General features: G+C 65.0%; 21 protein-coding genes. 13 read left to right on the top strand and 8 right to left on the bottom strand.

The annotated features are described in order from the left end of the window. Positions 1-8: 8 nt before the first annotated feature. The 4 genes from ACVIN2_RS19590 to ACVIN2_RS19575 all read right to left on the bottom strand — a co-directional run bounded on the left by ACVIN2_RS19590 (position 9) and on the right by ACVIN2_RS19575 (position 5,115). On the bottom strand, positions 9-539 hold the full coding sequence (locus ACVIN2_RS19590; RefSeq protein WP_456766793.1) for an N-acetyltransferase family protein: 531 nt from the start codon (positions 537-539) through the stop codon (positions 9-11). Between the two features lie 224 nt (positions 540-763). Beyond that, positions 764-1,555: a Bax inhibitor-1/YccA family protein gene (locus ACVIN2_RS19585; RefSeq protein WP_007598855.1), complete on the bottom strand. Its 792-nt coding sequence runs from the start codon at positions 1,553-1,555 to the stop codon at positions 764-766. Between the two features lie 270 nt (positions 1,556-1,825). Next, on the bottom strand, positions 1,826-4,396 hold the full coding sequence (locus tag ACVIN2_RS19580; protein ID WP_456766792.1) for an ABC transporter permease: 2,571 nt from the start codon (positions 4,394-4,396) through the stop codon (positions 1,826-1,828). Continuing rightward, on the bottom strand, positions 4,393-5,115 hold the full coding sequence (locus tag ACVIN2_RS19575) for an ABC transporter ATP-binding protein (RefSeq protein ID WP_007604314.1): 723 nt from the start codon (positions 5,113-5,115) through the stop codon (positions 4,393-4,395). The genes ACVIN2_RS19580 and ACVIN2_RS19575 overlap by 4 nt, the downstream gene beginning before the upstream one ends. Before the next feature lie 55 nt (positions 5,116-5,170). Between ACVIN2_RS19575 and ACVIN2_RS19570 the strand changes: the two genes are divergently transcribed. Continuing rightward, complete coding sequence (locus tag ACVIN2_RS19570; protein WP_456769760.1) at positions 5,171-5,818, top strand: arylesterase; 648 nt, start codon at positions 5,171-5,173, stop codon at positions 5,816-5,818. A 187-nt stretch (positions 5,819-6,005) separates the two neighbouring features. Further along, complete coding sequence (gene thpR / locus ACVIN2_RS19565; protein WP_007598862.1) at positions 6,006-6,542, top strand: RNA 2',3'-cyclic phosphodiesterase; 537 nt, start codon at positions 6,006-6,008, stop codon at positions 6,540-6,542. A 26-nt stretch (positions 6,543-6,568) separates the two neighbouring features. Here the strand turns inward: thpR and ACVIN2_RS19560 are convergent, their stop codons facing one another. Continuing rightward, positions 6,569-6,973 carry a type II toxin-antitoxin system VapC family toxin gene (locus ACVIN2_RS19560; RefSeq protein ID WP_456766791.1) on the bottom strand — a complete coding sequence of 135 codons (405 nt, stop codon included), beginning with the start codon at positions 6,971-6,973 and terminating at the stop codon, positions 6,569-6,571. Further along, positions 6,973-7,227: a type II toxin-antitoxin system VapB family antitoxin gene (locus ACVIN2_RS19555; protein WP_456766790.1), complete on the bottom strand. Its 255-nt coding sequence runs from the start codon at positions 7,225-7,227 to the stop codon at positions 6,973-6,975. The genes ACVIN2_RS19560 and ACVIN2_RS19555 overlap by 1 nt, the downstream gene beginning before the upstream one ends. A gap of 191 nt (positions 7,228-7,418) precedes the next feature. Between ACVIN2_RS19555 and zapE the strand changes: the two genes are divergently transcribed. The 10 genes from zapE to ACVIN2_RS19505 all read left to right on the top strand — a co-directional run bounded on the left by zapE (position 7,419) and on the right by ACVIN2_RS19505 (position 19,955). Further along, on the top strand, positions 7,419-8,603 hold the full coding sequence (zapE, locus tag ACVIN2_RS19550; RefSeq protein WP_456766789.1) for a cell division protein ZapE: 1,185 nt from the start codon (positions 7,419-7,421) through the stop codon (positions 8,601-8,603). A gap of 202 nt (positions 8,604-8,805) precedes the next feature. Next, entirely contained in the window at positions 8,806-9,774 is a 969-nt protein-coding gene (gene mdh / locus ACVIN2_RS19545; RefSeq protein WP_007598869.1) for a malate dehydrogenase, read from the top strand. Between the two features lie 217 nt (positions 9,775-9,991). After that, complete coding sequence (gene sucC, locus ACVIN2_RS19540; protein ID WP_007604323.1) at positions 9,992-11,188, top strand: ADP-forming succinate--CoA ligase subunit beta; 1,197 nt, start codon at positions 9,992-9,994, stop codon at positions 11,186-11,188. 4 nt (positions 11,189-11,192) lie between these two features. Continuing rightward, a complete protein-coding gene (locus ACVIN2_RS19535; RefSeq protein WP_456766788.1) occupies positions 11,193-11,672 on the top strand; it encodes a DUF1579 family protein in 480 nt (159 codons plus the stop codon). Between the two features lie 34 nt (positions 11,673-11,706). Next, entirely contained in the window at positions 11,707-12,591 is an 885-nt protein-coding gene (gene sucD, locus ACVIN2_RS19530) for a succinate--CoA ligase subunit alpha (RefSeq protein WP_027515000.1), read from the top strand. Positions 12,592-12,728: 137 nt separating this feature from the next. After that, positions 12,729-15,698 (top strand): 2-oxoglutarate dehydrogenase E1 component, encoded by a 2,970-nt coding sequence (locus tag ACVIN2_RS19525; protein WP_456766787.1) that lies wholly within the window; start codon positions 12,729-12,731, stop codon positions 15,696-15,698. Positions 15,699-15,879: 181 nt separating this feature from the next. Continuing rightward, positions 15,880-17,124 (top strand): 2-oxoglutarate dehydrogenase complex dihydrolipoyllysine-residue succinyltransferase, encoded by a 1,245-nt coding sequence (odhB, locus tag ACVIN2_RS19520; protein WP_456766786.1) that lies wholly within the window; start codon positions 15,880-15,882, stop codon positions 17,122-17,124. Positions 17,125-17,176: 52 nt separating this feature from the next. Next, entirely contained in the window at positions 17,177-17,938 is a 762-nt protein-coding gene (locus ACVIN2_RS19515) for an SDR family oxidoreductase (protein ID WP_456766785.1), read from the top strand. Positions 17,939-17,993: 55 nt separating this feature from the next. Further along, positions 17,994-19,391: a dihydrolipoyl dehydrogenase gene (gene lpdA / locus ACVIN2_RS19510; protein WP_456766784.1), complete on the top strand. Its 1,398-nt coding sequence runs from the start codon at positions 17,994-17,996 to the stop codon at positions 19,389-19,391. A gap of 33 nt (positions 19,392-19,424) precedes the next feature. Further along, on the top strand, positions 19,425-19,955 hold the full coding sequence (locus ACVIN2_RS19505; protein ID WP_456766783.1) for a hypothetical protein: 531 nt from the start codon (positions 19,425-19,427) through the stop codon (positions 19,953-19,955). A 90-nt stretch (positions 19,956-20,045) separates the two neighbouring features. Here the strand turns inward: ACVIN2_RS19505 and ACVIN2_RS19500 are convergent, their stop codons facing one another. Together ACVIN2_RS19500 and ACVIN2_RS19495 are read right to left on the bottom strand one after the other, a co-directional pair. Then, positions 20,046-20,636: a DUF4337 domain-containing protein gene (locus tag ACVIN2_RS19500; protein ID WP_456766782.1), complete on the bottom strand. Its 591-nt coding sequence runs from the start codon at positions 20,634-20,636 to the stop codon at positions 20,046-20,048. Positions 20,637-20,737: 101 nt separating this feature from the next. Next, positions 20,738-21,703 (bottom strand): tyrosine recombinase XerC, encoded by a 966-nt coding sequence (locus ACVIN2_RS19495; RefSeq protein ID WP_456766781.1) that lies wholly within the window; start codon positions 21,701-21,703, stop codon positions 20,738-20,740. A gap of 110 nt (positions 21,704-21,813) precedes the next feature. On the opposite strand from ACVIN2_RS19495, the gene ACVIN2_RS19490 reads away from it, so the two are divergent. Then, complete coding sequence (locus ACVIN2_RS19490; RefSeq protein WP_456766780.1) at positions 21,814-24,024, top strand: primosomal protein N'; 2,211 nt, start codon at positions 21,814-21,816, stop codon at positions 24,022-24,024. Positions 24,025-24,127 lie beyond the last annotated feature (103 nt).

Here is a 24,127-nt window from a genome sequence, read left to right as displayed (position 1 = left end):
TACGAGACCTATTTTGCCGGCACGCTCTTCGCGCCCTCGCCGAGATCCCGCTGCATCATCACCGTGTCCAGCCAGCGGCCGAATTTCAGCCCGACGCTGGGATGCGTGCCGATCATCTTGAAGCCGCCCTTGGTGTGCACGCCGATCGAACCGGCATTGGCGGAATCGCCGATCACGGCGATCATCTGGCGGAAGCCGCGCGCCTCGCATTCGACGATCAGCCGCTCCAGCAGGAGCGCTCCGACGCCGCGGCGGTGGAAAGAGGGATCGAGATAGATCGAGTTCTCGACCGTGAAGCGGTAGGCTGGCCGCGGCCGGTAGGCGCCGGCATAGGCGTAGCCGGCGACGCGCCCGTCGAGGATGGCGACGAAATAGGGATAGCCGCCGTCGATCAGCGTGCGGTAGCGGCGCGTCATCTCGGCGAGGTCGGGCGGCTCCAGCTCGAACGTCGCGGTGCCCTCGCGGACGGCCTGCTGGTAGATGGCGGTGATGGCGGGAAGGTCGGCCTCAGTGGTGGGCCTGATATCGGGTGCGGACATGCCGCAAGATTAGAGCCTTCCCGGGACGGCTGGAAGAGGCGAACGGCCTCCGCACGTCGTCATTGCGAACGAAGCGAAGCAATCCAGAAATGCATCCCTGGAGGGGCTCTGGATTGCTTCGTCGCAAGAGCTCCTCGCAATGACGGTGGTTCAGGGAACATCACGCCCAAACAAAAACCCCGGCCTTTCGGCCGGGGCTGGTGTCGTTCGCTCTGGTCTGGCGCTTAGTCGCGCTGGCCGAGGAGCTGCAGGAGCAGCGTGAACAGGTTGATGAAGTTCAGGTACAGCGACAGCGCGCCGGTGATGGCCGCACGCTCTGCGATGTCACCGCCGGCCGAGGCGTAGCCGTAGATGTAGTCGTTCTTCAGCCGCTGGGTATCCCACGCGGTGAGGCCCGCGAACACCAGCACGCCGACCACCGACACCACGAACTGCAGCACCGAGCTCGCCAGGAACAGGTTCACCAGACTCGCGATGACGATGCCGATCAGGCCCATGAACAGGAACGAACCCATTCCGCTCATGTCACGCTTGGTGGTGTAGCCGTAGAGGCTGAGCGCGCCGAAGGTCGCCGCGGTGATGAAGAACACCCGCACGATCGAGGTGTGGGTGAACACCAGGAAGATCGAGGACAGCGAGACGCCCATCAGCGCCGCGAACACCCAGAACAGGATCTGGGCGGTCGAGGGAGCGAGACGGTTGATGCCCGCCGAGATCACGAACACCATGGCGAGCGGCGCGAGCATGAACAGCCACTTCAGCGGGCTGACGAACATCGCGTAGCCGAACGGCGTCAGGAACAGCTTGCCGACGCGGACGGCTTCCGGGGTCGGAACATCCGTCACGGCGGCCATGTAGACGCCGAGCGCGGCCAAGCCGGTGATGGCCAGGCCGATGCTCATGTAGTTGTAGATGCGCAGCATGTAGGCGCGCAGGCCGGCATCGACCGTCGCGGCGTCAACACGCCCGGCGGCCCTGCCGAAAGGAGAAGCGTAATTGCGGTCTAGGTCCGACATGGTCGAATTCCCGTTGGTTGGTCCGGTCCGGCATGAGGGTCGCCATGCCGCCGGTTCGTCAAATTCTATCTCGGATACCGATGTCTGCCGACTAAATTTTGGCTAACAATCGGGACTCCGAACCCATTCGATATGTGGGAAACTAACACATCCGCTGCAACCGTCCACGCGCGGCTGAATGTCGCCCTTCCCTGCAATCCTGGCGAGCGGACGTGGTTAATCGCTGGAATCGTGCGATTCCGCTCCCGCGCAGCCGCCCGCTACCATTTGTCACAAATTCCGCAACACCGTGGCGGGCTTTTTGTTCAACGCCAGCAGCGTGCCGGCGAGTCCCAGGCCGACCGTGACGACCAAGGCAGCCGCGACCACGCCGGCGGCGCTGCCGCCCTGCCAGACGAAGGTGAGGGTCATCAGCCGGGTCACGATCATCCAGGCCGCGACGCTGCCGGCGAAAACGCCGAACATTGCGGTGGCAAGTCCGATCAGGAGGTATTCGAGGGCATAGGCGCCGAGCAGCCGCAGCCGCGTCGCGCCCAGGGTCTTGAGGATCACCGCATCGTAGACCCGGTGGCGATGGCCGGCGGCGAGTGCGCCGCCCAACACCAGGATCGCCGAGATCAGGGTCACCGCGCTGGCGCCGCGGATTGCCAGCGCCAGGTTGGTCACGACCGAGCCGACCGTCTCCATCACCTCGCGCACGCGCACGCTCGTCACCATCGGATAGGCGTCAGCGACCTCCTTGATGATCTTGCCGTCGCCGGCCGCATCGCCGCCGGCTTCCGTCAGCGTCGCGATGTGGGTGTGCGGCGCGCCCTTGAATGCGTTCGGCGAAAACACGAGGACGAAATTGATGCCAAGGCCCTGCCAGTCGATGGTGCGCAGATTGCTGATCTTCGCGGGGATGTCGCGGCCGAGGATATTGACCACGACCTCGTCGCCGAGCTTGAGGCCGAGTCCGTCCGCGATCTTCTTCTCCATCGAGACCAGCGGCGGCCCGGAATAATCGGCGCTCCACCACTCGCCCTCGACCACCTTGGAGCCTTTCGGCAGCTCGGCGGTATAGGTCAGGCCACGATCGCTCTGCAGCACCCACTCGGAATCGGTGCTGGGTTTGAGCTCCTCGGCGCGGACGCCACGGGCTCCGACGATCCGCCCGCGCAGCATCGGCACGTCGTCGACCGTCGCGCCGGGGGCGATCTGGCGCAGATATGAGTCGAACCGCTCGGCCTGCGTGCTCGGAATGTCGATGAAGAAGAACGATGGCGCGTGCTCGGGCAGTGCCGCCAGGAACTGCCGGCGCAGATTGCCGTCGATCTGGGTGATGGTGACGAGCACGGCGAGCCCGAGGCCCAGCGACAGCACGACCGAGGGTGTCAGCGCGCCCGGCCGGTGGATGTTGGCGATCGCAAGTCGCAGCATCGGCCATCGCGTGCGCGGCAGCCGCCGCGCGATCGTCATCAACAGCGCGGCAATGCCGCGCAGCAGCGCGAACACGACCACGGAGGAGGCCACGAACACCGCAGCGATGCGCTTGTCGAAGGACAGCCCGATCACCACCGCGATCAGCAGCGCGATCACGACGGCCATGAAGACGAGATAACTCCAGCGTGGCCGGTGCCACTCGGAGCTGATGGTGTCGCGGAACAGCGCGGCCACAGGCACGTCGTGCACGCGGCCGAGCGGCCACAGGCCGAAGGCAAGCGCCGTGAGCAGCCCGTAGACGAACGACAGCGCGAGCTCGTCGGCATGCACCGCCGGCACCACCGGCAGCGGCAGCAGCTTGCCGAACAGGCCGACGATCGCGAAGGGCATGGCGGCGCCGAGCGCGAGGCCGATCGCCGAGCCGATCGCGGCGAGCAGGAGAACCTGAGCCAGATAGATGCCGAACACGTCGCGCCCGGTGGCACCGACGGCCTTGAAGGCCGCGATCACCTCGAGCTTGTGGTCGATATGGGCCTTGACGGCATTGGCGACGCCGACGCCGCCGACCAGCAGCGCGGCGAGGCCGACCAGCGTCAAAAACTGCGTGAAGCGGTTGATGTTGCGCTCGAGCTGCGGCGAGGCATTGGAGCGGCTGCGGACCTCCCAGCCGGCCTGCGGCGCAGCGTTGCGGGCGTCCGCGATGAAGGCGTCGGTGGCGCGCTCGCTATTGGCGATCTCCGGCAGCTTCACCCGGTAGACCCAGCGCACCAGGCTGCCGGGCTGGACCAGCCCGGTGGCGCGCAGGCCCGCTTCGCTGATCAGGAAGCGCGGGCCGAAGCCGATGCCGCCGGCGAGCTTGTCGGGCTCGCCCTCGACGGCGCTGCGGATCTGGAACGTCGCAGCCCCGACGGTGACGCGATCGCCGGTCTTGAGCGACAGCCGCGCCAGCAGTGTCGGATCGGCGGCCGCTCCGAACGCGCCGTCGCGCTCCGCGAGCAGGTCGGACATCGGCAGCGGTGGCGCCAGCGTCAACTGGCCCAGCATCGGATAGGTGTCGTCGACGGCCTTCATCTCGACCAGCGCCAGCTTGCCCTCGGCCGAGCGCGCCATGCCGCGCAGTGTGGCGGCGCTCGAGACGGTGCCGCGCGAACGCAGGAAGGCGACTTCCTCCGGCTTCGCCTCGCGCTGAAACAAGACGAACGACACGTCGCCGCCGAGCAGCGTACGGCCCTCGCGGGCGAGGCCGTCGCTCAGGCTCGCCGAGACCGAGCCGACGCCGGCGATCGCCATCACGCCGAGCGCGATGCAGGCAATGAAGACGTAGAAGCCGCGCAAGCCGCCGCGCAATTCGCGCAGCGCGTAGCGTAGCGACAGCGCGACGCCGTTGGGCTTCGCGAACGGTTCGGCAGCGATGCTCATGCCGGCGCCGATTGCGTGTCGATGCGTCCGGAGCGCAGGCGGATCACGCGATCGCAGCGATGCGCGAGCGAGGAATCGTGCGTGACCAGCACCAGCGTCATGCCGCGCTCGGCATGCTTGCTGAACAGGAGGTCGACGATCTGTTGTCCCGTGGCTTCGTCGAGATTGCCGGTCGGCTCGTCGGCAACGAGGATCGCGGGATCGGGTGCCAGCGCGCGGGCCAGCGCGACGCGCTGCTGCTCGCCGCCGGAGAGCTGCGTCGGATAATGATGCAATCGGTCGCCGAGCCCGACCGATTGCAGCTCCTGCGCCGCGCGCTTGGCGGCGTCGGGATTGCCCGCAAGCTCGAGCGGCACCGCGACGTTCTCCAGCGCGGTCATGGTCGGGATCAGATGGAAGGACTGGAAGACGATGCCGACCTGGCGGCCGCGGAAGCGGGCCAGCGCGTCCTCGTCGAGGGCATTGAAAGGCGTGCCGCTGACCACCACCTCTCCGCTATCAGGACGCTCCAGCCCCGCCATCACCATCAGCAGCGTGGATTTGCCCGAGCCTGACGGGCCGATCAGGCCGATCGTCTCGCTCCGGCCCACGCGCAAGCTGATATCCTTGAGAATGTGAACGCGTGCCGCGCCCGTACCCAATGACAGATTGACGTTGGAGATGGCGATGGTGTCCGCCGAGCTGTCGGCGAGCGAAGAGGAAGAGATGCGAGTATCCATGGTCCGGTCATATGGCAACTCCGCACGCGCGGTCGAGAGGCGTTACGGATTGTTTATGCACATAGCCGTGTTGATGCTCGCTTTGATGACGGTCGCAAATCCGGCATGGGCTCCGGCATGGGCCGAGGCGGCGAAGCCGATCAAGCTGGTGGTTCTCGGCGATTCCTTGAGCGCCGGCCTCGGCCTCCCGGCTCAGGAAGCATTCCCCACTAAGCTTCAAAAAGCCTTGCAAGACAAAGGCATGGAGGTCGCTATGACCAATGCCGGGGTCTCCGGCGACACCTCCTCGGGGGGCCGTGACCGGCTCGACTGGTCGGTCCCCGACGGAACCGACGGTGTGATCATCGAGCTCGGCGCCAACGATGCGCTGCGCGGCATCGATCCCGATTTGACGCGCGCCGCGCTGAGCGAGATCGTCCAGCGCCTCAAGGCGCGCAAGATCGCGGTGATGCTGTGCGGCATGCTGGCGCCGCCGAATTACGGCGCGGATTACGCCGCTCGCTTCAATTCGATTTATCCGGATCTGGCGAAAACATTCGGCGTGCCGCTCTATCCGTTTTTTCTCGACGGTGTCGCGGCCGATGCCAAGCTCAACCAGGCCGACGGCATTCATCCGACCGCGGCCGGCGTCGACATCATCGTCAGGAATATCTTGCCCACGGTTGAGGCATTCATTGGCACGATAGCTGAGCAGCGGCGTTGAAAAGCAGGCAGCGCCGCCCGCAATTCCCAGGGTTTTACCGGGGTGAGGCGCGCGATGCTTCGCAGAGTCACACAACTGCGATAGGAATTAAGGTACCGGTGATTCGTCGCCGGCTCTAAAATTTGGATATGATCTTGCCTTGGGGTCTTGCCCTCGGATCATGCCTAAGCATCGGGAGTGCGAAACGATGCCGCGTTTGTTCACTGGTCTGGAAATTCCGGCCGAGATTGGCCAGTCGCTTTCCAATTTGCGGGGCGGCCTTCCCGGCGCCCGCTGGATCGATCCCGAAAATTACCACGTCACCCTGCGCTTCATCGGCAATATCGACGGCATGTCCGCCAACGAGATCGCCTCGATGCTGTTTCGCGTCGACCGCAAGCCGTTCGAGGTGAAGGTGCAGGGTTTGCAGAGTTTCGGCGGACGCAAGCCGCGCGCGGTCGTCGCCACCATCGTGCCGAGCAAGCCGCTGATGGAATTGCAGGCCGAGCTCGAGCGCCTGATGCAGCGGATCGGCCTCGACCCTGAAGGCCGCAAGTTCATCCCGCATGTCACGCTGGCCCGGCTGCACGACGCCACCGACCGTGACGTCGCCGACTATCTCTCGCTGCGCGGCTATTTTCCCAGCAAGGCGTTCACGGCCGAACGCTTCGTGCTGTTCTCGTCCCGCGCCTCCACCGGCGGCGGCCCCTATGTGGTCGAGGATGCCTACGAGCTGTGTGAGTGAGTCTTCGTCGGGCTCGTTGCGTCGCGCTATCGCGGCGGGGCCACGCCAGGTCGGGCGACGTCGGTCTTCGCGAAGTCCGCGCCCTTGAACAGCAGCGGCTCACTGCGAGTTGTCGCTAGCGCGTAGGAAAAGCAGTCGCCATAGTTCAGCGACGCGGCGTGACGTCCCTTGCCGTAGCGACGCCAGGCGCGCCGTGCCGCATCGGCTTGTCGTGCATCGACCGGCACGATCTCGGCGCCGATCTTGACGAGCCAGAGATCGAACTCGCGCCCGCCCGTGTCACCTAGCCGTGTCTCGATCACCATCGTTGCTTCAAGCACCGTTGCCGCAGAGATCAGGCGGATTGAATCGTCCGCAATCAGTCGCTCGATGTCCGCTGCATCGTTTTCGTTGAGCGCGATTGCCACGATCGCCGATGTGTCGATCACCATCAGCGCGGCAATCCATGCTCGTCGTATCCGAGAATTTCCTCAGGCGTGTGGTTATCCAGGACGCGCATTTCGCTCCAGCGCCGCCTGATCTCGGCCATGTCTTGAAGGAGCGCGTCTTTGTGAGCTTGACCGCCGAGCCGGCGCAATCGCTCCTCGATGGCGCGCTTGGTTGCCGTCGTGATGTTCTCGCCGGTCAATTGCGCCAGACTCCGCGCCAATTGCTCCGTTTCGGGGTCTTTGATGCTAAGGGCCATGCCGAGGTTCCTTGGTGCCTTAATAGGTATATTCTAGCCCGCCGAGCGCAACAATAGATACTGGTGGCGACCTAGCGCCCATACTTCGCGCTTCGACGCATGCAGGCGACCCTGTCTGCGAAGGGCCGAGCGCATAAGCCTTTGCGCCAATACGGAGTTGCAATTTCCGCTCATCTCTGGCGGTAAAGAGCATGCTCTCGACCCCCAGTTCCTCATTTCGCGAGGCCTATCAGGCCCAGATCGCGTCCGGTGCGATCGAACCCGACGCTGCGCAGGCCGAAATCGCCGACGCCTATGGGGCGCTCGACCAGCGGCTCGCCGATTACAAGCCGCAGCGCAAGCAGGGCCTGCTCAGCCGCCTGTTCAGCAGCGACAAGGACGAGGCGCCGCACGGGCTCTACGTCCATGGCGAGGTCGGCCGCGGCAAGACCATGCTGATGGATCTGTTCTTCCAGCACTCGACCGTCGAGCACAAGCGGCGCGCGCATTTCCACGAATTCATGGCCGAGGTGCACGAGCGCATCTACGATTATCGCCAGGGCATCGCGCGCGGCGAGATTGGCGACGGCGACGTCATCGCGCTGACCGCGCATGCGATCTTCGAGGAGAGCTGGCTGCTTTGTTTCGACGAATTCCACGTCACCGACATTGCGGACGCGATGATCCTCGGCCGCCTGTTCGCAAAGCTGCTGGAGCTCGGCACCGTGGTGGTCGCGACCTCCAACGTCGCGCCTGACGACCTCTACAAGGGCGGCCTGAACCGTTCGCTGTTTCTGCCCTTCATCAGGCAGATCACCGACCACATGGACGTGCTGCGGCTCGACGCGCGCACCGACTTCCGGCTGGAAAAGCTTCAGGGCGTGCCGATGTGGCTGACGCCGGCAGACGCTGAGGCGGACACCGCGCTCGACCGCGCCTGGTCGAAGATGTCAGGCGGCGCCAAATGCAAGTCGCGCGATATTTCGATCAAGGGCCGCATCCTGCACGTGCCGTGCTCGGCCCACGGCGTGGCGCGCTTCGCGTTCGCCGATCTCTGCGAGAAGCCGCTCGGCGCATCGGACTATCTCAGGCTGGCGCACGATTATCACACCATCCTGGTCGACCATATTCCAGTGATGGACATCTCCCAGCGCAACGCCGCCAAGCGTTTCATCACGCTGATCGACACGCTCTATGACAATGCCGTGAAGCTGATGGCCTCGGCCGATGCCAACCCGATCTCGCTCTATCTTGCCAACGAGGGCAACGAAGCCAACGAGTTCAAGCGCACCGCCTCGCGCCTGATCGAAATGAGCTCGGAATCCTATCTGGCGCTGCCCCACGGGCGCAAGGATTCCACCGCCAGCGGCTCGACCAAAGGCTTGGTTGAGACTTAAAGGGTCTGGCGGAGACTTAAGTCCTATTTGCCAGCGCTGTCATTCCGGGCTCGGCGCTTCCCAAGCCCCGGAATGACGGGGTTGCGCTTGAATACGCGGCAAGCCCGACAATTGGGCAACCCGTGACTTGAACGGGGGAGGCGAAAGGGATAACCACCCGTCTCAGTTTTCCCCTCCTTACGTGTCTAAAGGACAGGCTCACATGGCGCGCGACAAGATTGCTTTGATTGGCTCCGGTCAGATCGGCGGAACGCTGGCTCATCTCATCGGCCTGAAGGAGCTGGGCGACGTGGTGATGTTCGACATCGCCGAGGGCGTGCCGCAGGGCAAGGCGCTCGACATCGCGCAGTCCTCGCCGGTCGACGGCTTTGACGCGCACTACACCGGCGCCAACTCCTACGAGGCGCTCGACAACGCAAAGGTCTGCATCGTCACCGCCGGCGTGCCGCGCAAGCCCGGCATGAGCCGCGACGACCTCCTCTCCATCAACCTCAAGGTCATGGAACAGGTCGGCGCCGGCATCAAGAAGTACGCCCCCGACGCCTTCGTCATCTGCATCACCAACCCGCTCGACGCGATGGTCTGGGCGCTGCAGAAGGCTAGCGGCCTGCCGCACAAGAAGGTCGTCGGCATGGCCGGCGTGCTGGATTCGTCACGCTTCCGCTACTTCCTGGCCGACGAGTTCAACGTTTCGGTCGAAGACGTCACCGCCTTCGTGCTGGGCGGCCATGGCGACACCATGGTGCCGCTGGTAAAATACTCCACCGTCGCCGGCATCCCGCTGCCCGATCTCGTCAAGATGGGCTGGACCTCGCAGGCGCGCCTCGACGAGATCGTCGACCGCACCCGCAACGGCGGCGCCGAGATCGTCAACCTGCTCAAGACCGGCTCGGCCTTCTACGCGCCGGCGGCTTCCGCGATCGCGATGGCCGAGAGCTATCTGCGTGACAAGAAGCGCGTGCTGGCCTCGGCCGCCTATTTGAACGGCGAATACGGCGTGAAGGACATGTATGTCGGCGTGCCCGTCGTGATCGGCTCCAAGGGCGTCGAGCGCGTCGTCGAGATCGAGCTCGTCGGCAAGGACCGCGAAGCCTTCGACAAGTCCGTCGGCGCGGTGCAGGGTCTGGTTGACGCCTGCAAGAAGATCGCACCCGATCTTCTGGGCCGCTAAGGTCAAAACATTCCGCCGAAGACCGAAACCCGGTCTTCGGCGGTTTCATTTCCGGGGTCCGCCAAACCTTGTTCAAGGTTCGGGCGGGTCCTGGTCCGCAAGTCCAGAGATCGATGTCAGAGAATCCGGGTTGCAGTTCCTGTGGTATATGGTATGCCAGCCACAAGACTGAGGTGGGCCTACGAGGTCACCGCCCGCGGGTTCAGGGAGCGACCATATGAATATCCATGAATATCAGGCCAAAGCGCTGCTGAACGAGTTCGGCGTCGCCATCTCCAAGGGCGTTCCGGTCCTGAAGGCGGCCGATGCGGACGCGGCGGCAAAGGCCCTCCCGGGCCCGGTCTGGGTCGTGAAGAGCCAGATCCACGCCGGCGGCCGCGGCAAGGGCAAGTTCAAGGAAGCATCGGCCGGCGACAAGGGCGGCGTGCGCATCGCCAAGTCGGCCGCGGAAGTCTCCGAATTCGCCAAGCAGATGCTCGGCGCAACGCTCGTCACCATCCAGACCGGCCCCGCCGGCAAGCAGGTCAACCGCCTCTACATCGAGGACGGCTCCGACATCGACAAGGAATTCTACCTCTCGATCCTGGTCGACCGCGAGACCTCGCGCGTCTCCTTCGTGGTGTCGACCGAGGGCGGCGTCAATATCGAGGACGTCGCGCACAACAGCCCTGAGAAGATCGTGACCTTCTCGATCGATCCCGCGACCGGCATCATGGGCCATCACGGCCGCACCGTCGCGAACGCGCTGAAACTGTCCGGCGATCTCGCCAAGCAGGCCGAGAAGCTCACCGCGCAGCTCTACGCGGCGTTCGTCGCCAAGGACATGTCGATGCTGGAGATCAACCCGCTGGTCGTGACCAAGCAGGGCCAGCTCCGCGTGCTCGACGCCAAGGTGTCGTTCGACGACAACGCCCTGTTCCGTCACCCCGAGGTGCTCGCGCTGCGCGACGAGACCGAGGAGGACGCCAAGGAAATCGAGGCGTCGAAATACGACCTCAACTACGTCACCCTCGACGGCAATATCGGCTGCATGGTCAACGGCGCCGGCCTCGCGATGGCGACGATGGACATCATCAAGCTCTACGGCATGGCGCCGGCGAACTTCCTCGACGTCGGCGGCAGCGCCAGCAAGGAAAAGGTCGCGGCCGCCTTCAAGATCATCACCGCGGACCCCAACGTGAAGGGCATCCTGGTCAACATCTTCGGTGGCATCATGAAGTGCGACGTGATCGCCGAGGGCGTCACGGCCGCCGTTCGTGAAGTCGGCCTCAGCGTGCCGCTGGTGGTTCGCCTCGAAGGCACCAATGTCGAGCTGGGCAAGAAGATCATCCGTGAATCCGGACTGAACGTGGTGCCGGCCGACAATCTCGACGACGCCGCGCAGAAGATCGTGAAGGCCGTCAAGGGAGGCTGAGGCCATGACCCAGGACCATCTCGCTGCATCATCCCCGCTGCCGGAGCACGCGCGACTTGCCGCGTTCGCCGGTGAATGGAATGGCGAAGAGGTGGTCTTTCCGTCGCGCTGGACGGAGGGCGGAACGGCGACTTCTCGCGTCGTGGCCCACATGGATCTCAACGGCTTCTATCTGATCCAGGACTCGGTCCAGACCCGCGACGGCAAGCAGAGCTTCGCCACCCACGGCATCTTCACCTTCGACCGCGAAGACCGGACCTACAAATTGTTCTGGTACGATTCGCTCGGCTACACGCCGCCCTCGCCCGCCTCCGGCGGCTGGGTCGGCAAGACCCTGACGCTGGTGCGCGGCTCGCTCCGCGGCAATGCGCGCCACGTCTATGAAATCATCAACGACGATTCCTATTCGTTGAAGATCCAGTTCTCGCCGGACGCGGAAGGCTGGGCCGACGTGCTCACCGGCGTCTACCGCCGCATCCACTGACCTCTCACTCGTTAGTTTCGCGAAAGCAGACCTCATGTCCATCCTGATCGACAAGAACACCAAGGTCATCTGCCAGGGCTTTACCGGCAAGAACGGCACCTTCCATTCGGAGGCCGCGATTGCCTATGGCACCAAGATGGTCGGCGGCACTTCGCCCGGCAAAGGCGGCGCGACGCATCTGGGCCTGCCGGTGTTCGACACCGTGCGCGAGGCGCGTGAGAAGACTGGTGCCGACGCGTCGGTGATCTATGTGCCGCCGCCGGGCGCGGCCGACGCGATCTGCGAAGCCATCGACGCCGAGATCCCGCTGATCGTCTGCATCACGGAAGGTATCCCGGTCATCGACATGGTCAGGGTGAAGCGTTCGCTGGCCGGCTCCAAGTCGCGCCTGATCGGGCCGAACTGCCCGGGCGTCATGACCGCCGGCGAGTGCAAGATCGGCATCATGCCGGCCAACATCTTCAAGACCGGCAGCGTCGGCATCGTCTCGCGCTCGGGCACCCTGACCTACGAAGCCGTGTTCCAGACCACCCAGGAAGGCCTCGGCCAGACCACCGCGGTCGGCATCGGCGGCGACCCGGTCAAGGGAACCGAGTTCATCGACGTGCTGGAAATGCTGCTCGGCGACCCCAAGACCGAGTCGATCATCATGATCGGCGAGATCGGCGGTTCCGCCGAGGAGGACGCCGCCCAGTTCCTCAAGGACGAGGCCAAGCGCGGCCGCAAGAAGCCGATGGTCGGTTTCATCGCCGGTGTCACGGCCCCTCCCGGCCGCCGCATGGGCCACGCCGGCGCGATCATTTCGGGCGGCAAGGGCGACGCCGGCTCCAAGACCGACGCGATGAAATCGGCAGGAATTACAGTGTCTCCGTCTCCCGCTCGCCTTGGCCACACGCTTGCCGAAAAATTGAAGGGCTGATTCACTCCTTCGTAATTTTCCGGGCGAAGTTTCGCAGCAAATAGGGTAAATGGTGCCTGTCGCGCTGGTCCTCTGCCGGGGAGCCCAGCGCCAGCGCCGTTTGTTATGCGCGAACCGAAATCGCCAGGAACTCAAGCATGTCTCGCCAAGACGCGAACGCAGCCTTTGCCCTCTCCTCCTTTTTGCAGGGCACCAACGCCACCTACATCGACGAAATCTACGCCCGCTACGAGAGGGACCCGTCCTCGGTCGATGCCGAGTGGCAGGAATTCTTCAAGAGCCTCAACGACCAGCCGGGTGACATCAGCAAGAACGCCCAAGGGCCGTCCTGGGAGCGCGCCAACTGGCCGCTGACCCCGCAGGACGATCTGACCTCCGCGCTCGACGGCAATTGGGCGGAAGTCGAGAAGACGGTCGGCGCCAAGATCGCGGCCAAGGCGCAGGCCAAGGGTGGCGACAAGGCCGGCGGCCTTTCCTCCGCCGACCTGCTCCAGGCCACCCGCGACTCGGTCCGGGCCCTGATGCTGATCCGGTCCTACCGCATGCGCGGCCACTTCCACGCCAAGCTCGATCCGCTCGGCATCGAAGCCCAGCGCAATCGCGAAGAGCTCGACCCGCGGACCTACGGCTTCAGCGAAGCCGATTTCGACCGCAAGATCTTCCTCGACCATGTGCTCGGTCTCGAATACGCCAGCTTGCGCGAAATCACCGCGATCTGCGAGCGTACCTACTGCCAGACGCTCGGCGTCGAGTTCATGCACATCACCAACGCGGCGCAGAAGGCGTGGATCCAGGAGCGGATCGAGGGGCCGGACAAGGAAATCTCGTTCACCCGCGAAGGCCGCCGCGCGATCCTGATGAAGCTGGTCGAAGCCGAAGGCTTCGAGAAATTCTGCGACACCAAGTTCACCGGCACCAAGCGCTTCGGCCTGGACGGTGCTGAATCGCTGATCCCCGCGCTCGAGCAGATCATCAAGCGCGGTGGCAATCTCGGCGTGAAGGAGGTCGTGCTGGGCATGCCGCATCGCGGCCGGCTCAACGTGCTGACCCAGGTGATGGGCAAGCCGCATCGCGCGCTGTTCCACGAGTTCAAGGGTGGTTCGGCCAATCCTGATGCGGTCGAAGGCTCGGGCGACGTCAAATATCACCTCGGCGCGTCCTCAGACCGCGAGTTCGACGGCAACCGCATCCATCTGTCGCTGACCGCCAACCCCTCGCATCTCGAGATCGTCGATCCCGTGGTGCTTGGAAAAGTCCGCGCCAAGCAGGACCAGCACGGCGATCCGCCGGATATGCGCATCTCGGTGATGCCGCTGCTGATGCATGGCGACGCTGCGTTCGCCGGCCAGGGCGTGGTCGCCGAATGTTTCGGCCTGTCGGACCTGAAGGGCTACCGCACCGGCGGCTCCGTGCACTTCATCGTCAACAACCAGATCGGCTTCACCACCTATCCGCGTTATTCGCGTTCGTCGCCGTACCCGTCCGACGTGGCGAAGATGATCGACGCGCCGATCTTCCACGTCAACGGCGACGATCCGGAAGCCGTCGTGTTCGCGGCCAAGGTCGCGACCGAGTTTAGGCAGAAATTCCACAAGCCCGTCGTCATCGACATGTTCTGCTACCGCAGGCATGGCCACAACGAGGGCGACGAGCCGGCTTTCACCCAGCCGGTGATGTACAAGAAGATCGCGGCCCATCCCTCGACGCTCGAGCTCTACGCCCGCCGCCTCATCAGCGAAGGCGTGCTGACCGAGGGCGAGGTCGAGAAGGCCAAGGCCGATTGGCGCGCGCGGCTCGATGCCGAGCTCGAAGCCGGCTCCGGCTACAAGCCCAACAAGGCTGATTGGCTCGACGGCAAATGGGCCGGCTTCAAGATCGCCGATCAGGAAGAAGACGCGCGGCGTGGCGTCACCGGCGTCGACATCACCGCATTGAAGGACATCGGTCGCAAGATCACCAAGGTGCCGGATGGTTTCCGCGTCCACCGCACCATCCAGCGCTTCCTCGAAAACCGCGCCAAGGCGATCGACGGCGGCACGGGCATCGACTGGGCGACCGGCGAGGCGCTGGCGTTCTGCACGCTGCTCAACGAGAACCACCATGTCCGCCTGTCCGGACAGGATTCGGAGCGCGGCACCTTCTCGCAGCGCCACTCGGTCCTGATCGACCAGGAAGACGAGAGCCGCTACACGCCGTTCAACCATCTCGGTCACGAGCAGGGCCATTACGAGGTCATCAACTCGCTGCTGTCTGAAGAAGCCGTGCTCGGCTTCGAATACGGTTACTCGCTCGCCGAGCCGAACACGTTGACCCTGTGGGAAGCGCAGTTCGGCGACTTCGCCAACGGCGCGCAGGTCGTGTTCGACCAGTTCATCTCCTCGGGTGAGCGCAAATGGCTGCGCATGTCCGGCCTCGTCTGCCTCCTGCCGCATGGCTATGAAGGCCAGGGACCGGAGCACTCCTCGGCGCGTCTGGAGCGTTATCTCCAGATGTGCGCGGAAGACAACATGCAGGTGGTCTATCCGACCACGCCGGCGAACTACTTCCACGTGCTGCGCCGGCAGCTCCACCGCGAGATCCGCAAGCCGCTGATCGTGATGACGCCGAAGTCGCTGCTGCGTCACAAGCGGGCGGTGTCGCGTCTCGAGGAGCTCGCGAAGGGAACGACCTTCCACCGCATCCTCTATGACGACGCCCAGATGCTGCCGAGCGAAGCGATCAAGCTCGTCCCCGACGAGAAGATCCGCCGCATCGTGCTCTGCTCGGGCAAGGTCTATTACGACCTCTACGAGGAGCGCGAGAAGCGCGGCATGGACGACATCTATCTGATGCGCATCGAGCAGCTCTATCCGGTACCGCTGAAGGCGCTGGTGGCCGAGCTGTCGCGCTTCAAGAAGGCCGAAGTGGTGTGGTGCCAGGAAGAGCCCCGCAATATGGGTGCCTGGCACTTCATCGAGCCCTATCTGGAATGGGTGCTGAACCAGGTGAACGGTGTGAGCCGGCGTCCGCGTTATGTCGGCCGCGCCGCCTCCGCCGCGACCGCGACGGGTCTGATGTCGAAGCATCAGGCGCAGTTGAAGGCGTTCCTGGACGAAGCATTGAGCTGAACTTTTTCGAGCTGCGTCATGCCCCGCCTTGTGTGCAATGGCGCACTGGAGCGGGGCGTCCGGCAAACCGTGGCGTCCGTGGTGAATGCGAACGTTTCGGCTTGCTGGATGGCCTGCTTTTCGCCGGCCGATGACACCTGAAAATTCCCGACCGCATTGGCGATCTCTTAAGGAAAAGACCATGACTGAAATTCGTGTGCCGACCCTCGGCGAATCCGTCACCGAGGCCACCATCGGCCGCTGGTTCAAGAAGGCCGGCGATGCTGTCGCCGTTGACGAGCCCTTGGTGGAGCTCGAGACCGACAAGGTCACCATTGAGGTCCCGGCGCCGTCCGCGGGCACGCTAAGCGAGATCATCGCCGCAGATGGCACGACCGTTGCGGTCGGTGCGCTGCTCGGCCAGATTACCGAAGGTGCCGCCGGCGCTGCCAAGCCGGCTGCCGCTGCGCCCGCAAAGCCCGCGGCTGCCGCTCCTGCTGCCGCCGCTGCGGCTGCTCCCGCTGCGGCGAAGGCACCGCCGGCCGATGCGCCGCTCGCTCCCTCCGTGCGAAAGCTCTCGGCCGAGACCGGCATCGACGCCTCGACCGTCCCCGGCTCCGGCAAGGACGGCCGTGTCACTAAGGGCGACATGCTCGCCGCGATCGAGCGTGCGGCCTCGGCGCCGACCCCGGTCAACCAGCCGGCCGCAGCAGTTCAGGTTCGCGCGCCGTCGCCGGCCGATGACGCCGCGCGCGAAGAGCGCGTCAAGATGACCCGGCTGCGCCAGACCATCGCACGCCGGCTCAAGGACGTGCAGAACACCGCCGCGATGCTCACGACCTTCAACGAGGTCGACATGACCAACGTCATGGCGCTGCGTGCGCACTACAAGGATGCGTTCGAGAAGAAGCACGGCTCAAAGCTCGGCTTCATGGGCTTCTTCACCAAGGCCGTCGTGCAGGGGCTGAAGGACATCCCGGCCGTCAACGCCGAGATCGACGGCACCGATCTTATCTACAAGAACTACTACCACATCGGCGTTGCCGTCGGCACCGACAAGGGCCTCGTCGTGCCCGTGGTGCGCGACTGCGACAACAAGTCGATCGCCGACATCGAGAAAGGCATTGCCGATTTCGGTCGCCGCGCCCGTGATGGTCAGCTCAAGATCGACGAGATGCAGGGCGGCACCTTCACCATCACCAATGGCGGCATCTACGGCTCGCTGATGTCGACCCCGATCCTGAACGCGCCGCAGTCCGGCATCCTCGGCATGCACAAGATCCAGGAGCGGCCGATGGTCGTCGGCGGCAAGATCGAGGTCCGCCCGATGATGTATCTGGCGCTGTCCTACGATCACCGTGTCATCGACGGCAAGGAAGCGGTGACCTTCCTGGTTCGCGTCAAGGAGAGCCTGGAAGATCCGGCGCGCCTGGTGCTCGATCTCTGATCCCTGATGCTCTGCGAGCGCCGTCGCCTTTCGCGACGGCGCGTGTCGAACCATGGAGGCGCGCGTGACCGATAAAGTCGTTGTCATCACCGGCGGCAGCCGCGGCATTGGCCGCGCGACTGCGATCGCGGCGGCCGCTCGCGGCTTCCGAATCGTCGTCGGCTATGCCAGCAACAAGACGGCTGCCGACGAGGTGGTCGCAGAGATCGCGGCCAGCAACGGCAAGGCCATCGCGGTGAAATGCGACGTCGCCGAGGAAAGCGATATCCTGGCGCTGTTCAAGGTCGCGGACGCGTTCGGCACGCTCGGCGCACTCGTCAACAATGGCGGTATTGTCGGGACCAGCGGCGTGCGCGTCGACGAGATGTCGGCCGAGCGCATCCAGCGCGTCATGGCGGTCAACGTCACCGGCTCCATCCTCTGCGCGCGCGAAGCGGTGAAACGGATGTCGACCAGGCACGGCGGCCAGGGCGGCGTCATCGTCAATCTGTCATCGGTTGCTGCCAAGCTCGGCGCGCCGAACACCTATGTCGACTATGCAGCGTCCAAGGGCGCGATTGATTCCTTCACCATCGGCCTCGGCTATGAGGTCGCCGGCGAGGGCATTCGCGTCGCGGGCATCCGCCCCGGCCTGATCGATACCGAAATCCACGCTGCCGGCGGTGAGCCCGACCGCGCCCATCGTCTGGCCCATATGGTGCCGATGAAGCGCGTCGGTACTGCCGATGAAGTCGCCAATGCCATCGTCTGGCTGATGTCGGACGAGGCCTCCTACGTCACCTCAGCCATTCTCGATGTGTCCGGCGGACGCTGACGCGCCGCGCGGACGCCGACACATCCCTCAACGCTAAACTTACGGGACTTCTCTCATGGCATACGATCTCGTCGTCATCGGCACCGGACCGGGCGGTTATGTCTGCGCGGTGCGTGCAGCGCAGCTCGGCATGAAAGTCGCCGTGGTGGAAAAGAACGCCACGCTCGGCGGCACCTGCCTCAATGTCGGCTGCATGCCGTCGAAGGCGCTGCTGCACGCCTCCGAAATGTTCGAGGAGGCCGGGCATTCCTTCGCCAAGATGGGCGTCAGCGTCTCCGCTCCGAAGCTCGATTTGCCTGCGATGATGAACTTCAAGCAGCAGGGCATCGACGGCAACGTCAAGGGCGTCGAGTTCCTGATGAAGAAGAACAAGATCGACGTGCTCAAGGGCGCCGGCAAGATTCTCGGCACCGGCAAGGTCGAAGTCTCCGCCGACGGCAAGTCGCAAATTATCGAGACCAAGAGCATCGTGATCGCCACGGGCTCGGACATCGCACGTCTCAAGGGCATCGAGATCGACGAGACCCGCATCGTGTCCTCGACCGGCGCGCTCTCGCTGGACAAGGTCCCCGGCAAGCTGCTGATCGTCGGCGCCGGCGTGATCGGCCTCGAGCTCGGCTCAGTCTGGCACCGTCTCGGCGCCGAAGTGGTCGTCGTCGAATTCCTCGACCGCATCCTGCCCGGCATGGACGGCGAGATTGCCAAGCAATTCCAGCGCATCCTGGAGAAGCAGGGCTTTGCCTTCAAGCTGGGTGCCAAGGTCACGGGCGTGGACACCTCCGGCAAGACGCTGAAGGCGACGGTCGAGCCCGCCGCCGGCGGCGCTGCCGAGACGCTGGAAGCCGACGTCGTTCTCGTCTGTATCGGTCGTGTGCCGTACACGGATGGGCTGGGCCTGAAGGAAGCCGGCGTTGCGCTCGACAATCGCGGCCGCGTGCAGATCGATCCGCACTTCGCCACCAGCGTGAAGGGCGTCTATGCCATCGGCGACGTCGTCGCGGGCCCGATGCTCGCGCACAAGGCCGAGGATGAAGGCGTCGCTGTTGCCGAGATCATCGCGGGGCAGGCCGGCCACGTGAACTACGATGTTATCCCAGGCGTCGTGTATACCACGCCGGAAGTGTCCTCCGTCGGCAAGACCGAGGAGGAGCTGAAGCAGGCGGGCGTGGCTTATACGGTCGGAAAGTTTCCCTTTACCGCCAACGGCCGCTCCAAGGTCAACCAGACCACCGACGGCTTTGTGAAGATTCTCGCAGATGCGAAGACCGATCGCGTGCTCGGCGTGCACATTATCGGCCGCGAAGCCGGCGAAATGATCCATGAGGCGGCCGTTCTCATGGAATTCGGCGGCAGTGCGGAGGATCTCGCGCGCACCTGCCACGCCCACCCGACCCGCTCGGAGGCCGTCAAGGAAGCCGCGCTTGCAGTCGGCAAGCGGGCCATCCATATGTAGGTCGCGCCCAGCGCCGAATCGGGCGGGAAACACATGCTACGCCGCCTGCTTCAGCCGCTCTGGGTCCTGCTTGCGATCATCTTCTTGATCGAAGCTTGGCTGTGGGACCATCTCGAGCCGATCGTCGCGCGGGTTGTCGCAATCGTCCCGCTCGCCCGGTTCAAGCAATGGCTGTCGGACCGCGTCGATGCGCTGTCGCCGGCGATGACGCTGATCGTGTTCGCTGTGCCGATCGTTCCGCTGTTTCCGCTCAAGCTGGTCGGCCTGTGGCTGCTCACGCACGAATACTGGACCAGCGCGGTCTTCACCATCGTGTTCGCAAAGCTGCTCGGCGTCGGCGTCACCGCCTTCGTGTTCGACGTGACGCGCGACAAGCTGATGGAGATGGCCTGGTTCGAGCGGCTTTATGATCTGGTGCTGAAGCTGCGTGCCAAGGCCGCCGAGCTGGTCGATCCGATCAAGCGGCGCATCAGGGAGCTGATCGCCGGCAACGGCGAAGGCTGGTCCCCCCGCACGCTCCGCCTGATCCAGCGCTTTCGCAAGAGCGTGCACGAAGCGCGGTAACAATAGACGCGGTCCGTAGCCCGGATGGAGCGCAGCGCAATCCGGGAAAGTGTCCCCGCATTCCGCTTCGCTCCATGCGGGCTACAAGCCTCAATGCAGATGCAGCAGATGCGGCGACCATGCGCCGAGCACGGTCATCCCAAGTCCGGCAAGCGACAGCAGGCCCGCGATCCAGGCGAGCGGCAGCATGCCGGTGATGATGGTGGCTGAGGCCAGCACGATGCCGATCTGGAAGGCGGCGGACGCGAGCTCGAAGTGATGATACTTCGCGGTCGCCTCATCACGCTCATGCTCGGCGTGCTTGGCCTTTTCGGCCAGCTGCTCGGTGCCTTCGCCGGTCTCCGGCTCGGAGCGGTAGCGCTGCGCGGTCTTCTGCCAGTCCTCGATCTGCTTCTGCACGGCCACCTTGTTGGCGTCGTCGCTCGCCGCGCCGAGGATGAGCTTGCCCTGGTCGGCCATGGTCTGCACCACGGTGCGGCGGATGCTCTTGGCCTGGAAGAACGCCCAGAGGTTGGAGGCCTCGACGTTCTTGCTGATCGATTCGGTCTGGGCGCCCTTGCCGAGCGTCTCGGAGATCGCCAGGAACAGCGCCAAAACGGCGATCAGGAGCGCGATCTTCTTGTTCGAGCCGGACGCGTGTTCGGCGTGCTCGGCATGCTCCATGCTTTCATGTGCACTCATAAATCCCTCCTGGCTCGGTTCCCCCACGATTGACCGAACCGCGCGCGCCGCGCAAGAGGCATGCGTGCCGAGAGGCTTGCTATGACAGCTTCATGTCAGCGTCAGCGCCGCGGATGCGCGCTGGCATAGACTTCCAGCAGCCGCTCGGCATCGATGCCGGTATAGATCTGCGTGGTCGAGAGCGAGGCATGGCCGAGCAATTCCTGGATCGCGCGCAAATCGCCGCCGCGTGACAACAAATGCGTGGCGAAGGAATGCCGGAGCGCGTGCGGCGTGGCGCTGTCGGGCAGGCCAAGCGCGCCGCGCAGCCGCTCCATCGCGAGCTGGATGATGCGCGGGCTCAAGGGCCCGCCGCGTGCGCCGACGAAGATCGGGCCCTCGGCCGGCAGCGGATACGGGCACATCGAAACGTAGTCCTGCACCAGTTCGAGCACGTTCTGGAGCACCGGCACCATGCGGGTCTTGTTGCCTTTGCCCGTTACGATCAGCACGTCGCCTTCACCGGGACGCGGCACCTCGCGGCGCGTCAGGCCAAGCGCTTCGGAGATGCGCAGGCCCGAGCCGTAGAGGAGAGCCATCACCGCGGCATCGCGCGCCAGAATCCAGGTCTCGCGATCCTCGCCGGCGCGTTCGTCGGCGTCCGCGAGACGTTTGGCCGACGCCATCGGCAGCGGCTTTGGCAGGCTCTTGGCGACTTTCGGCGCGCGGATCGCCGAGAGCGCCCCGACCTTGCCCTTGCCTTCGCGTTCGAGGAAGCGGCCGAACGAACGCAGGCCCGCGAGTGCGCGCATCAGCGAGCGTCCGGCAATATCGTCGGCGCGGCGCATCGCCATGAAGGCCCTGATATCGGTGGCCTCCAGCGCGGCGAACCGCTTCAGCGTCACCCGCTCGCCCCAATGGCCGCAGAGGAAATTCAGGCACTGCCGCAAATCGCGGGCATAGGCTTCCAGCGTCTTCGGCGACAGCCGCCGCTCCGCGCCGAGATGCGACAGCCAGCGCGTCATCTCCTGCGCGATGTCAGGATCGGCGCTGGCGAGCTCGATCTGTGGGGCGGCGGCTTTGCTCATGCGCTCTGGACGTGGTGATTCCACTCAGTATATCGCATCACACTCGTTTATCGTTCGCTAAGGCCGCCTCAGGGCGCTAGCCTTGAAGCCCCGGGTTCCGATTCCCCTCCATGGACCACACGTCGCGCAGCAACGCCGTCTCCGCCAACGCGACCCGCATGGTCGACGTGCTGGTGCCGGTCGCGCTCGACCAGACCTATTCCTACAAGGTGCCGCGCGGGATGGAGCTGAAGGCGGGCGATATTATCGGCGTGCCGCTCGGCCCGCGCGAGGTGCTCGCCGTGGTCTGGGCCGAAAACGCCAATCCGGATCCGCGCCTGCACAACCGCCTCAAGGAGGTCAGCGAAAAGCTCGACATCCCGCCGTTGAAGCCCGAGCTGCGTGCGGTCGTGGACTGGATCGCCAATTACACGCTGAGCCCGCGCGGCATGGTGCTGCGCATGTGCCTGCGGATGGGCGAAAACCTCGGCCCCGAGCGGGTGCGCGCCGGCGTGCGCCTGGTCGGCGATCCGCCAAAACGGCTGACGCCGGCGCGGCAGCGCCTGATCGAGGTGCTGTCGGACCGGCTGCTGCACGGCAAGTCGGAAGCCGCCAAGGAGGCCGGCGTTTCGGCCGGCGTGATCGACGGCCTCGTCGACGAAGGCACGCTCGCGGTCGAGCCGATGCCGCCGCCTCCGCCGCCGCCGGCCCCAGATCCGGATTTCAGCCGGCCGGATTTTTCGCCGCTCCAGCGCGCCGGGGTCGATGCGATGCGCGCGCTCGCGGCCAACGGCAGCTTTCACGTCGCGCTGCTCGACGGTGTCACCGGCTCGGGCAAGACCGAGGTTTACTTCGAAGCCGTGGCCGAGGCGATCCGCCGCGGAAAACAGTCGCTGATCCTGATGCCGGAGATCGCGCTCACCGGCCAGTTCCTCGATCGCTTTGCGCAACGTTTTGGCGTGCGGCCTCTGGAATGGCATTCCGAGCTGACGCCGCGCACCCGCGCGCGCAATTGGGCGGCGATCTCCGAAGGCAGCGCGCCGGTCGTGGTCGGCGCGCGCTCGGCGCTGTTTCTGCCTTACGCCAATCTCGGTCTCATCGTGGTCGATGAGGAGCACGACCAGGCCTACAAGCAGGACGAGGGCGTGCATTATCACGCCCGCGACATGGCGGTGGTGCGCGCCCATATCGCAAAGGTCCCGATCGTGCTGGCGTCGGCGACGCCGTCGGTCGAATCCGAGGTCAATGCGCGCAAGAACCGCTATCAGCGCATCGCGCTGCCGTCGCGCTTCGGCGGCCAGCACATGCCGCATATCGAGGCCATCGACATGCGCCGCGAGCCGCCGGCGCGCGGCCGCTTCATCTCGCCGCGGCTGGCGTCCGAGATCAGGACCGCGATCGAGCGGCGCGAGCAGGCGCTATTGTTCCTCAATCGCCGCGGCTATGCGCCGTTGACGCTGTGCCGCGCCTGCGGCCATCGCTTCGCCTGCACCATCTGCGATGCCTGGCTGGTCGATCACCGCTTCCGCCAGCGCCTCGTCTGTCACCATTGCGGCTTCTCGATGCCGCGACCGCAAACCTGTCCGCATTGCGCGGCGGAGGAATCGCTGGTCGCGGTCGGGCCAGGTGTCGAGCGCCTGCAGGAGGAAGCGGCGGCGCTGTTCCCGGAGGCGCGCACCATGGTGCTGTCGAGCGATCTCATCACCTCGATCGAGACGATGCGCTCCGAGCTGAATGACATCGCGGAGGGCCGCGTCGACGTCATCATCGGTACCCAGCTCGTCGCCAAGGGCCACAATTTCCCGCGGCTCAACCTCGTCGGCGTGGTCGATGCGGATCTCGGCCTGTCCAATGGCGATCCGCGCGCCTCCGAGCGCACCTGGCAATTGCTCAACCAGGTGATCGGCCGCGCCGGGCGCGAGCAGGGCCGCGGCGTCGGTTATCTCCAGACCCACCAGCCCGATCATCCCGTGATGAAGGCGCTGATCGCCTGCGACCGCGAAGCGTTCTACGACAGCGAGATCGATTTGCGCGAACGCACGCTCTATCCGCCGTTCGGGCGGCTCGCGAGCCTGATCATTTCCGCCGGCGACCGGCCGAGCGCCGAAGGCTTTGGCCGCCACCTCGTTGCGCTCGCGCCGCGCGACGAGCGCGTGGTGGTGCTCGGCCCGGCGGAAGCCCCGCTCGCGGTCATCAAGGGCCGCTACCGCTTCCGAATCCTGGTGAAATCGGCGCGCGGCTTCGACCTGTCGGATTATTTGCGCAACTGGCTTGCCGTGTGCCCGAAGCCGAAGGGCAATCAAAAGCTCGAAGTCGACGTCGATCCGCAGAGCTTTTTGTAAGGGGCTGCTCTCGTGCCCCGGACGCAGCGCAGCGTCTCTTTGACGGTGCGCAGCAGAGCCGGGACACACTCGTCATGACGGAACAAACAAAAAGCCCGCCGTC

It is taken from the genome of Bradyrhizobium sp. USDA 3650, assembly GCF_054057395.1.
This window is presented reverse-complemented; position numbering and strand designations above follow the sequence as displayed.